This window comes from Pseudomonas sp. C6002 (genome assembly GCF_013385805.1).
GTDB lineage: Bacteria > Pseudomonadota > Gammaproteobacteria > Pseudomonadales > Pseudomonadaceae > Aquipseudomonas.
The window spans coordinates 1-11,669 of record NZ_JACAPH010000045.1; the positions used below are offsets into that span (position 1 = coordinate 1).

Below are 11,669 nucleotides of genomic sequence, written 5' to 3' on the forward strand. Positions count from 1 at the left end.
GAACGCAGGTATTGCGGAGCGGCGGCCCGCGGAGCAGTGCCGTTTGGTGGACTTTGCCGCTTTTGCAAAGTGACTCGCTGTAAGAGCGAAACCATACGCCGCCGTTACCCAAATAACGGATATGTACCCAATCACTGAGCTGGCTTGCAGGCCATGGCATCAGGTTTTTGCAGCCAACTCCCGCAGCACCTTGAGCAATGTGGTCTCACCCTTAACCACGTCCGCCTGCTCAAAGCAGATCCAACCTTCGTTAAACCCATCAATCATGCGCATGCGCGGCATTGGATTCTGCGCGCCTTGCTCACGAAACATCGGCTCCCACGCATCGCGAGGCACCACCTGTGCTGTCACACCACGACCAAGCACTTCGGTCAACGTGCGAGCGATGTCGTTCGGGCTGACCCATTGGCCTTTCAGCTCAACTACCCGACGCCCACTCCAGTGCTGCTGCAACAATTGCGCAGCGAGGCGGCCGACGTCGGCGGTGGCGATCATCGGTACGGTCTTATCCAGCGGTTGCAGGAAGCTGTGGATCACTCCGTGTTCACGGGCCGTGATTACGTCGTAGGCGGTATTTTCCATGAACCAGCCCGGACGCAAAAAGGTCACCGGCACGTTCAACGCGCTCAGCGCCTGTTCCATCAAGGTGCGTTGGGTCAGCAGGTTCAGGTGCTCGGCCTGGGCGCCGATGGTCGACAGGCAAACAACTTTCTGCGGGGCCGCAGCTTCAATGGCCTGAGCGACGGCGGCAATCACCTTGCGCGCCTCGGGAAAACCCGGCTCCGGGTCGAAATCCGAAGGCGGCAGGATGAACACGCCGGTGGCACCCTTGAATGCTTCAGTGAGGGCCGCAGCGTCGTCCATATTGGCGATGGCGACCTCGCAACCAAGGGCGGCCCATACGGCGCCTTTGCTGGCATCGCGAATGACTGCGCGCACGGGTTGACGATCATTGAGCAGAAAACGCGCGAGGGCGCCGCCGACTTTGCCTGTGATTCCGGTGATGACATACATGGTGTTTACGCCTGTTGTTCCAATGTGTGGATCAAGCATAAACACCGCCCTGGATTGACAGAATAGCGATCCCGTCACTGCATCAGTGACTCAGAATCATGAATCACTCAGTGGTGGCAATCGGCGTTTTACCGGGGTTTTCTTGACGATGGCGGTGTTGGTTTCGGCGTAAGCGTTGAGCTTATCCAGCAGTGTGTCGAGTTGGTCCATGGTGCGCACATGCAGGCGTGCGATGAAGCAGTCATCGCCGGTCACCTTGTCGCACTCGGTGAACTCGGGGATCGCCTGGATCTGGCGCTCCACCTCCTGCAGTTTCCCGGGCAAAGGGCGAATGCGCACGATGGCTTGCAGCAGATAGCCAAAATGCTTGGGGTCAATGTCCACGGTGTAGTTCTTCAAGACGCCACGCTCTTCCAGGCGCCGCAGCCGCTCGCCGACGCTGGGGGAGGACAGGCCGGTGATACCCGCCAAGGCCTTGAGGGACAGGCGCGAATCGTCCATCAGCGCGGCGATCAGTTGCTGGTCAATGCTGTCAATCATGGTCGCTCCGAAAGCGATTGCTCAGGTTTGCCTAATAAGAATAGGCGAAATTCAAGGTTCGCCTTATTTAGAATATGGAGTCGCTACAGGCCAGATTGCCATAATTGAGCCTCACTTGAGGAGCTCAATCATGGACAAATCCATACGTCGCGGTTCATGGGAAATGGTCGCCGCCATGCTCATATCCGGCACCATCGGCTGGTTCGTGCTGGTGTCGGGAGTGCCGGTGGTCGAAGTGGTGTTCTGGCGCTGCGTAATCGGCGCGCTGACGTTGCTGGTGGTGTGCTGGCTGCTCGGCTATCTGCGCCTGGACTTGCTGGACTACCGCAAACTCGGGCTGGCGATGCTCAGCGGCGTGGCGATCGTGGGCAATTGGTTGCTGCTGTTCGAGTCCTACGCCAGGGCATCCATTTCCATCAGTACAGCGGTGTATAACGTGCAGCCGTTCATGCTGGTGATGCTGGCGGCAGTGTTCCTGGGCGAGAAAATCACCGTGCAGAAGCTCGCCTGGCTGAGCGTGGCGTTCGTGGGAATGCTGGCGATTGTCACTGCCCATGGCGATCAGTCAAATACCGGGGACGACTATCTGGTGGGCGTGGCATTGGCGCTGGGCGCGGCGCTTTTGTACGCGATTGCCGCCCTGATCATCAAGCGCTTGAAAGAGGTGCCGCCGCATTTGATGGCGTTGATCCAGGTGACCACGGGCGCCTTGCTGCTGGCACCGCTGATGCAGTGGCACAGCCTTTCGGCGTCGATGGATGCCTGGGTCGCATTGCTGACCCTGGGCGTGGTGCATACCGGCTTGATGTACGTGTTGCTGTATGGCGCGATCCAGAAGCTGCCGACGGCAATTACCGGGGCGCTGTCATTTGTCTACCCGATCGCAGCAATCTTCGTCGACTGGATTGCCTTTGGGCATCGGCTGGGCTGGATGCAATGGCTGGGCGTGGCGGCCATTCTGCTGGCGGCGGCGGGATTGCAGCGGGGTTGGTGGTGGCGTTCGAAAACAGTGATGAGCGTCACGCCGTAGCATGACGCTCACCGGCGACTCAATGTGCGCCGCGCGGGATGGTCTTGAGCAGGTCATCCGGGCTGATATAACCCACCACGCTGCCCGGTTGCGGCAGGCCGAGGATGTGGCCCTTGATCTTGCCGATCACGTGCATCTCGCAAGGCTTGCAGTCGAACTTCAGCGTCAGCACTTCGTCGCCGTGGATCAACTGCATCGGCGCAACCTTGGTCTTCACCCCCGTCACACCCTTGGCCTGTTTGGGGCACAGGTTGAACGAGAACCGCAGGCAGTGCTTGGTGATCATCACCGGCACTTCGCCGGTTTCTTCGTGGGCTTCATACGCCGCATCGATCAGTTGCACACCGTGACGGTGATAGAAGTCGCGAGCCTTCTGGTTGTAGACGTTGGCCAGGAACGACAGGTGCGATTCCGGATACACCGGCGGCGGCGTGGTTTCTGCCTTGCGGCCGCCCCGTGGATGAGCCTGGATACGCGCCTCGGTCAGCGCCTCGATCACTTCACGGCGCAGGGCCTTGAGCTGCGAATTCGGGATGAAGAACGCCTGCGGCGCATCCAGCTCGATCGCGGTGGCGTGGTACTGCGTGGTGCCCAGTTGGCCCAGCAGGTCGCGCAGGGTTTCCAGGGCCTGTTCCGGCTTGTTGGCCACGCCAAACGGGCCGGGCAGGGCAACGCTGGCGCTGATGCCTTCTTCGCTGGTGACGGTCAGTTCCAGGCGATCTTCCTGCAGGCGAGCCGCCCATGACACGCCGATCCGGCGTTCGGCGGAAGTCTTGAGCAGCGCCTGTTGCCAGTTATGGTCCAGGTTGCGGTTCAACGGATGGTTCGGCCGCAGTTGGTGCAAGCCGGCCGGCATCTCGTTGGGCTCGACGCGGTAGCGATAGCGCTTCTCGCCGTCCTCTTCGAACTCGCCTTTTGGCTCGGCAATGTTGGCGCGGAAACCCACCACTTCACGCTTGATCAGCACGTTGAGGCCGTCGCCATTGGACAGCGGCTCATGGGTGACCACTTGCAAGTCACGCTTGCCGGCTTTTTCCACCACACCCACCGGCAGGCCGGTAAAGGTTGGGGTGTCGAAGGCGCCGATGTCGACCTTGCGGTCGGTGACGAAGTAGTCGGTGCTGCCACGATGGAAGGTCTTTTCCGGGTCCGGCAGGAAGAAATGCGCGGTGCGGCCGCTGGAAGCGCGGGCCAGGTCCGGGCGGTCTTCAAGAATCTCGTCCAGGCGCTGGCGGTAATAGGCGGTGATGTTCTTCACATAGCCCATGTCCTTGTAGCGGCCTTCGATCTTGAACGAACGCACGCCGGCATCCACCAGGGCGCGCAGGTTGGCGCTCTGGTTGTTGTCTTTCATCGACAACAGGTGCTTTTCAAAGGCAACCACACGGCCCTGGTCATCCTTGAGGGTGTAGGGCAGGCGGCAGGCCTGGGAGCAATCGCCACGGTTGGCGCTGCGGCCATTCTGGGCGTGGGAGATGTTGCACTGGCCGGAGAAGGCCACGCACAAGGCACCGTGGATGAAGAACTCGATAGCGGCATCGGTTTCATCGGCAATCGCACGGATTTCCTGCAGGTTCAGCTCACGGGCCAATACCAACTGCGAAAAACCGGCCTGGTCGAGGAACTTGGCCCGGCCCAGGGTGCGGATGTCGGTCTGGGTGCTGGCATGCAGTTCGATGGGCGGGATATCCAGCTCCATCACCCCCAGGTCCTGGACGATCAGCGCGTCGACGCCGGCATCGTAGAGCTGGTGGATCAGCTTGCGCGCCGGCTCCAGCTCGTTGTCGTGCAGGATCGTGTTGATGGTGGTGAACACCCGCGCGTGGTAGCGCCGGGCGAACTCCACCAACTGCGCGATATCGCTCACGTCGTTGCAGGCGTTATGGCGCGCGCCGAAACTCGGGCCGCCGATGTACACGGCGTCGGCGCCATGCAAGATGGCCTCGCGGGCGATGGCAACATCGCGCGCAGGGCTGAGCAATTCCAGGTGATGCTTGGGCAAGGACATAGTTTTTTTAGTCAGGCTTGTCACGGAGGCGGGCATTGTAGCTGCGAAATGCGCTATCGACATCTATCAAGCCCCAGGTGTGCTCCCAAATTGGAATGCACTCAACGGTGGGAGCCGGGCTTGCCCGCGATGCAGACACCGCGGTGTCAGTGACACCGCGGCGATCCCATCGCAGCCTCGCTGGGGCTCGACAGCTCCCACATCTGATCATCGTTGGTTGATATAGAGCGTTTGGCTCAGCCCTTGGCGGCCATCGCAGTGACTTCAACCCGCATGCCTTCGACGGCCAGGGCGGCAACACCAACCGCCGCACGCACCGGCCAGGGCTTGGCGAAGTAGCGCTTGTAGACTTCATTGAAAGCGGCGCGGTCGGCCATGTCGGTCAGGTAGATGGTCAGGTGCATGACCCGGTCAATCGAACTGCCGGCACGTTCCAGGGCCACCTTGAGGGCTTGCAGGGTGCATTCGCTTTGCAGGGTGATGTCGCCAAGCTCCAGGCTGCCGTCGGCGCGGGTAGGGATTTGCGTGGAGACGAGGATGCCGTTGAAGCCGATAACGTCGGAAGAGATGGAGTCCGGGTCGAGATCGGGGGTGAAGGCGAGGTCGTGGTTGGCCATGGGATTCCCTTGGGTGACATCAGAAAGAAGGCCGATATGGTCCCCGAAAAAAAGGCCCGGGGCAAACCCGGGCCTTTTCGGCGAAGCAGCAAGGTAAAACGAAAGTCCACGATCAACCGTGTTTGTTTAACTAGCCTGTTGTTTCGTGGATAGTTTAATTGCCAATAGTTGCGTGCGCAGGTGCACTGCCGATTAAACTCGATTAATTAAAATTCACTGTGCATATGCGCACGCTGCTGTAGTTTTAACCCTGTCTTAGCCGCTCTGCTTCGACAACATCCTTTGGTTTGCCGCCGCAGTCTCTGCGGCGGATTTTTTATGGGCGCTGATGTATATATATTTAACTTACTTATAAAGTGGCACTTTGATAGTTGGTTGAATCCAACTATCAGTACACCAAGAGAGGCTTGTGCCTGCCCCATTTCGCACAACTGCTGTGCAAGATGAGGGATTAATCCACCGCCGCTGAATGCCTATAGTTCTTTCACCGCCGCAGCGCCCCACGGGGCATGCGAAATCCAGTCGTAGATTGAGGTGATCATAATGAATAGCGAATTCAAGCCTGACGTGGCCGATACCCAACCGCAGCACCTGCTCGATGCCGAATACTTTGAATACAGCAAGGCCGCCAATCCCATCAGCGCCAACCTGATCACGCGCATTCCCTATCACAGCTTCCCGGCCTCGCTGTACGACAGTGGGCCCTCTCGGGTAGTGCCGCTGGACCTCAGCGATGCCTTGGGTTGCGAAGGTCCGGCCACCGGTCCGGGGCTGTGTGCGAACTTCATTCGCCTGAACGCCGGCGATACGCTGGAACTGCACCCCAACGCCACCTCACAGGTGTTTTATGTCATCGCCGGGCAGGGCAGTGTGGTTCAGGGCGCGCACCGCATCGACTGGACCAAAGGCTGCTTCATTGCGCTGCCAGGTCTGCAGCAAGCGCGGTTCAGCGCATCAGAGGATGCGCGCCTGTATTACGTCCACGATGAGCCGCTGTTGCGTTACCTGGGCGTGATCCGCAGTGCCGATCGCTTCGTGCCGACGCTGTATCCCGCGGAGCTGGCCAACGCAAAACTGCGGGAAGCGGCCGATGATGCCCGCGCCCAGGACCGTAGCCGTATCAGCATCCTGCTGGGCAATCGCAACTTCCCGCAGACCCGTACCGTGACCCATGTGCTGTGGGCGATGTACGGCATCCTGCCGCCGGGGTCGATTCAGAAGCCCCACCGACACCAGTCGATTGCGCTGGATTTCATCATTGATTGCCCCAAGGGCTGCTATTCGCTGGTGGGCACCGAACTGGACGCCGATGGGCAGATCCGCAACCCGGTGCGGGTCGACTGGTCGCCGGGCCTGGCGTTCGTCACCCCGCCAGGTTACTGGCATGCCCACTTCAATGAGTCCGACACGGAAGCCTTCCTGATTCCGATCCAGGATGCGGGGCTGCAAACCTATCTGCGGTCGCTGGATATCCGCTTCAGCTGAGACGTTTCCAGTGCGGTGTTTCGCCCAGTTGCTCGACGATAAAGTCGATGAAGCACCGCACTTTGGAAGACACGATGCGCTTGGGTGGATACACGAACCACACCGCCGATTCACGGCCTGCGATGCGGATATCCCACTCAGGCAACCACACCAGCAACTCGCCGGTTTCAATGGGTTTGGCTACCAGCCATTCGGGCAGCAAGGCAAATCCCAGCCCTTGTTGTGCGGCGATCAATTGTGCGTCCAGGTCGTTGATCCGGATGCTGTCTTTATGCACCAGCGGTGACACCTCACGCCCGTTGGCAAATGCACTGTCAGCCGCCCCCAGAATCGCCGGCATGGCAGCCAGGTCGGCAGGGTTGACCGGCGCCGGATACTCCCGGCAAAACGCCGGGCTGGCCACCAGCCGGTAGCGCTCATCGCAGATCTTGCGTGCCTTCAACGTGGAATCCGCCAGGGTGCCAATGCGGATCGCCAGGTCCGCGCCGGCATGAATCAGGTTGACGTGGCTGTCGTCCAGCACCAGTTCCAGCTTGATCTGCGGGTAGCGGGCCAGGAAGGCATTCAAGGTGGGAAGGATATGGTGACGGGCAAAGGCGGGCGGCAGGTTGAGCTTGAGCACGCCCCGTGGTTGTTCGTTCAGCGCGGAGGTGGCCGCCTTGGCTTGTTCCAGCTCGTCCAGCACCCGGCGTGCGTGCGTCAGGAATGTCTGGCCACCCTCGGTCAGGTGCAGCGTACGGGTAGAGCGGTTGAACAAGGCGATGCCGAGGTCCTGTTCAAGGTCCTTTACGTAGCGTGAAACCGTGGAAGCCTTGATGCCAAGCCGGTCGGCGGCACGGGAGAAGTTATTGCCCTCGGCGGCTTCGACAAAGGCGGTTAACGCAGCGAAGTAGTCCAAGGGCGGCCTCGACTTGACGGTGGGTTGCCTGGCGCTACAGCGGCGTCAGCACGTTCATCACGGTGTCCAGCGCCACCCGGGTATCGTCCAGTTGCACCAGGGAGGCATGCCGCGCGCCGAGGGCGTCACGGTTCTTGATCGCGGTGAGGATCGCTTTGTGCCGGGGCAGGCTGAGGCCCTGGATGTCGGGGCGACGGTTGGTGATGTTGATGGACTCGCGAAGTGGCAGCGACAGCATATTGCACATGTAGGCCAGCAAGTCGTTGCGGGTCGCATCGGCAATCGCCCGGTGGAAGTCCAGGTCGGCCTGCAGCAACGTTTCGTGGGTATTGGCGGTTTCCATGCCGAGGTAGGCTTTTTCGATGGTAGCAATGTCGTCGTCGGTGGCGGTGGTCGCAGCCATCGCGGCGATTTCCGGCTCAAGGATCCGGCGCACACCGGCCAGGGTGTTGAAAAACTCGCTGTGGGGTGTCGACTGCATCAGCCAGGTCAGCACGTCCGGGTCCAGCAAGTGCCACTGCACCCGTGGGCGCACCACGGCGCCAACCTTGGGCTTGGAAATCACCAGGCCCTTGGCGCTAAGCACCCGGGTCGCCTCACGCAATACCGAGCGGCTGACCTTGTACTCCTCGCACAAGGTGGCCTCCATGGGCAACCGTTCTTCCGGCTTGAAGCGCCCGGAAACGATGTGCATGCCCAAGTCCTGAACGATTTGGGCGTGCATGCTCTTGCGCGGCTTGGTCGGCTGCTGATCCATAACAGGGAGGCTACTCTGGCGAAATACGCGGCATCATAGCATTGCTCCCGTCCCAATTAGTGGGAATGACGCGGCACTTCGGCGCCACGGCAGCCCACCAGGAAGTCGAAGTCGCAGCCCTGGTCTGCCTGTAATACGTGGTCGATGTATAGCTGCCGGTAACCCCCGACAATCAGTTGCTCGGGCGGCGCAAGGTCGGCCATGCGGGCCGCCAGTTCGGCGTCCGGGATGTCCAGGTGCAGGCGGCCATTGGCGCAATCGAGTTCGATCCAGTCGCCTTCCTTGACCGTCGCCAATGGACCGCCGGCCGCCGCTTCCGGCGCCACGTGCAACACCACGGTGCCGTAGGCCGTGCCGCTCATGCGCGCATCGGAAATCCGCACCATGTCGGTCACGCCCTGGGCCAGCAGTTTGGCCGGCAAGCCCATGTTGCCGACTTCCGCCATGCCCGGATAACCCTTGGGCCCGCAGTTTTTCATCACCAGGATCGAGTTGGCATCCACGTCCAGTTCCGGGTCGTTGATCCGTGCCTTGTACATGTCGAAGTTCTCGAACACCACGGCACGCCCGCGATGCTGCATCAGCTCGGGACTGGCAGCCGAGGGCTTGAGGACTGCACCCAGTGGCGCGAGGTTGCCCCGCAGCACACAAATGCCGCCGTCGGCGCGGATCGGGTTGTCGAGGGTGCGGATCACTTCGTCCTGGCCGTAGATCGGCGCTTCCCGTGTGTTTTCGCCGAGGGACTTGCCGTTGACGGTCAAGGCATTCGGGTGCGGGATCAGGTTGGCCTCACCGAGGCGGCGCAGCACCGCCGGCAGGCCGCCAGCGTAGTAGAACTCCTCCATCAGGAAGCGCCCGGACGGCTGCAGGTCGACGATGGTCGGCATGCCACGGCCCATGCGGGTCCAGTCGTCCAGGTCGAGCTCGACGCCGATGCGCCCGGCGATGGCTTTCAGGTGAATCACCGCGTTGGTCGAGCCGCCGATGGCTGCGTTCACACGAATCGCGTTTTCGAAAGCCTCCTTGGTCAGGATCTTCGACAGCTTCAGGTCTTCACGCACCATCTCCACCGCACGCATGCCGGACATGTGCGCCAGTACATAACGCCGCGCATCCACCGCGGGAATCGCCGCGTTGTGGGGCAGGGAAGTGCCGAGTGCTTCGGCCATGCAGGCCATGGTCGAGGCGGTGCCCATGGTGTTGCAGGTGCCCGCCGAGCGGGACATGCCGCCTTCGGCCGCGAGGAAATCGTCGAGGGTAATGGTGCCCGCCTTGACCTGTTCGCTGAGCTGCCACACCACGGTGCCCGAGCCGATGTCCTGGCCCTTGTGCTTGCCATTGAGCATCGGCCCGCCGGTGACGACGATCGCCGGCACGTCGCAACTGGCGGCGCCCATCAGCAGCGCCGGGGTGGTCTTGTCACAGCCGGTCAGCAGCACCACGCCGTCGATGGGGTTGCCGCGAATGGCTTCCTCCACGTCCATGCTGGCCAGGTTACGGGTGAGCATCGCGGTGGGGCGCAGGTTCGATTCGCCGTTGGAGAACACCGGAAATTCCACTGGAAAGCCACCGGCTTCGATCACGCCGCGTTTCACATGCTCGGCAATCTGGCGGAAGTGCGCGTTGCAGGGCGTCAGCTCCGACCAGGTATTGCAGATCCCGATGATCGGTTTGCCGTGGAACTGATGATCGGCAATCCCCTGGTTTTTCATCCAGCTGCGGTACATGAAGCCGTTTTTATCGGCGGTACCAAACCAGCTGGCGGAGCGCAGGACGGGCTTTTTCTCGGACATGGCTGACTCTCTTATTGTAAGACTATATTGATCCATTCTCGGCTTAACATAGGCGTAAATTCGGGTGTTTGGAAGTGTTGTTGATTAAATAGTATTACTATATAGTCCGATTCAACGAGGCCTGGCCCTGGCGGTTTTCCGCGAGAGGCGACCCGAAACGCTCTATAAAAATAACAATCGGAGACCGCTCACATGAGCCAGGAACAGCGGCTGATACGTCGCATCACGCTGAAACTGATTCCCTTCCTGATCTTGCTGTACCTGATTGCCTACGTGGATCGCTCGGCCGTGGGCTTCGCCAAATTGCACATGGGCGCGGATGTCGGCATCGGCGATGCGGCGTATGGACTGGGAGCAGGGCTGTTCTTTATTGGCTACTTCCTGCTGGAAATCCCCAGCAACCTGATGCTCGACCGTTTCGGCGCGCGGCGCTGGTTCGCACGAATCATGGTGACCTGGGGCGCGATTACCATCGGCATGGCATTCGTCCAGGGTCCCCACAGTTTCTATGTGATGCGCTTTCTGCTGGGCGCCGCCGAAGCCGGGTTCTTCCCGGGTGTCCTCTACTACATCACCCAATGGTTCCCGGTGAGGCACCGCGGCAAGATCCTCGGGCTGTTCATCCTGTCCCAACCCATCGCGATGATGATCACCGGCCCCGTGGCGGGCGGCTTGCTCGGCATGGACGGGATACTCGGCCTGCACGGCTGGCAGTGGTTGTTCATCGTCATTGGCACCCCGGCAATCCTGCTGACCTGGCCGGTGCTGCGCTACCTGCCGGATGGGCCGCAACAGGTGAAATGGATGGACCAGGCGGAGAAGGCCTGGCTCACCGGCGAGCTGGCCAAAGACCTGCAAGCCTACGGCCAGACCCGGCACGGCAACCCGCTGCATGCGCTGAAGGACAAACGCGTGCTGCTGCTGGCGCTGTTCTACCTGCCGGTGACCTTGAGCATTTATGGCCTGGGCCTCTGGCTGCCGACCTTGATCAAGCAGTTTGGCGGCAGCGACCTGACCACCGGGTTTGTGTCGGCAGTGCCCTACATCTTCGGGATCATCGGTTTGCTGATCGTCCCGCGCAGTTCCGATCGCCTGAATGATCGCTACGGTCATCTCGCCGTGCTCTACGTGTTGGGCGCCATCGGCCTGTTCCTCAGCGCCTGGCTGACAGTGCCGCTGTGGCAACTGGCAGCGCTGTGCCTGGTGGCGTTTGCGCTGTTTTCTTGCACGGCGGTGTTCTGGACCTTGCCGGGACGTTTCTTTGCCGGCGCGAGTGCAGCGGCGGGGATCGCCTTGATCAACTCGGTGGGCAACCTCGGCGGCTACATCGGGCCGTTCGTGATCGGCGCCCTCAAGGAGTACACCGGAAACCTTGCGTCGGGCTTGTACTTCCTGGCGTGCGTGATGCTGTTCGGGGTGGTGTTGACCGGGGTGGTCTATCGGTTGCTGGAGCGCAGGCACGTGCTGCCGCCCGACCAGTTCGCCGCCAGCGCCCGTGGCGCCACGCGTACTTAATTGGCAATCAGG

10 protein-coding genes are annotated in these 11,669 nt (G+C 61.0%); 3 read left to right on the top strand and 7 right to left on the bottom strand.

Annotated elements, in window-relative coordinates:
* Positions 1-159 precede the first annotated feature (159 nt).
* Both HX817_RS28840 and HX817_RS28845 read right to left on the bottom strand, forming a co-directional pair.
* Positions 160-1,014: an NmrA family NAD(P)-binding protein gene (locus HX817_RS28840; RefSeq protein WP_177041999.1), complete on the bottom strand. Its 855-nt coding sequence runs from the start codon at positions 1,012-1,014 to the stop codon at positions 160-162.
* A 96-nt stretch (positions 1,015-1,110) separates the two neighbouring features.
* Positions 1,111-1,554 carry an Lrp/AsnC family transcriptional regulator gene (locus tag HX817_RS28845; protein ID WP_003217805.1) on the bottom strand — a complete coding sequence of 148 codons (444 nt, stop codon included), beginning with the start codon at positions 1,552-1,554 and terminating at the stop codon, positions 1,111-1,113.
* A gap of 130 nt (positions 1,555-1,684) precedes the next feature.
* On the opposite strand from HX817_RS28845, the gene HX817_RS28850 reads away from it, so the two are divergent.
* A complete protein-coding gene (locus HX817_RS28850) occupies positions 1,685-2,584 on the top strand; it encodes a DMT family transporter (RefSeq protein ID WP_177042001.1) in 900 nt (299 codons plus the stop codon).
* A 19-nt stretch (positions 2,585-2,603) separates the two neighbouring features.
* Here the strand turns inward: HX817_RS28850 and HX817_RS28855 are convergent, their stop codons facing one another.
* Positions 2,604-4,592 (bottom strand): U32 family peptidase, encoded by a 1,989-nt coding sequence (locus HX817_RS28855; protein ID WP_102369094.1) that lies wholly within the window; start codon positions 4,590-4,592, stop codon positions 2,604-2,606.
* Between the two features lie 236 nt (positions 4,593-4,828).
* Positions 4,829-5,209 (bottom strand): RidA family protein, encoded by a 381-nt coding sequence (locus HX817_RS28860; RefSeq protein WP_003217799.1) that lies wholly within the window; start codon positions 5,207-5,209, stop codon positions 4,829-4,831.
* 543 nt (positions 5,210-5,752) lie between these two features.
* Here HX817_RS28860 and HX817_RS28865 point away from each other — a divergent pair.
* Positions 5,753-6,694, top strand: a complete 942-nt coding sequence (locus HX817_RS28865; RefSeq protein WP_177042003.1) for a cupin — start codon at positions 5,753-5,755, stop codon at positions 6,692-6,694.
* Here the strand turns inward: HX817_RS28865 and HX817_RS28870 are convergent.
* The 3 genes from HX817_RS28870 to HX817_RS28880 are packed head-to-tail and all read right to left on the bottom strand — an operon-like array spanning position 6,687 to position 10,142.
* Positions 6,687-7,592: a LysR family transcriptional regulator gene (locus HX817_RS28870; protein ID WP_177042005.1), complete on the bottom strand. Its 906-nt coding sequence runs from the start codon at positions 7,590-7,592 to the stop codon at positions 6,687-6,689. The genes HX817_RS28865 and HX817_RS28870 overlap by 8 nt on opposite strands.
* A 34-nt stretch (positions 7,593-7,626) precedes the next feature.
* Positions 7,627-8,349 carry a FadR/GntR family transcriptional regulator gene (locus tag HX817_RS28875; protein ID WP_177021085.1) on the bottom strand — a complete coding sequence of 241 codons (723 nt, stop codon included), beginning with the start codon at positions 8,347-8,349 and terminating at the stop codon, positions 7,627-7,629.
* A gap of 56 nt (positions 8,350-8,405) precedes the next feature.
* Positions 8,406-10,142, bottom strand: coding sequence for an IlvD/Edd family dehydratase (locus tag HX817_RS28880; RefSeq protein ID WP_177009543.1), 1,737 nt, complete (start codon positions 10,140-10,142; stop codon positions 8,406-8,408).
* Positions 10,143-10,334: 192 nt separating this feature from the next.
* Between HX817_RS28880 and HX817_RS28885 the strand changes: the two genes are divergently transcribed.
* The gene (locus HX817_RS28885) at positions 10,335-11,657 is read left to right on the top strand and encodes an MFS transporter (protein ID WP_087693837.1); all 1,323 of its coding nucleotides are present in this window, start codon (positions 10,335-10,337) and stop codon (positions 11,655-11,657) included.
* Positions 11,658-11,669: the final 12 nt, after the last annotated feature.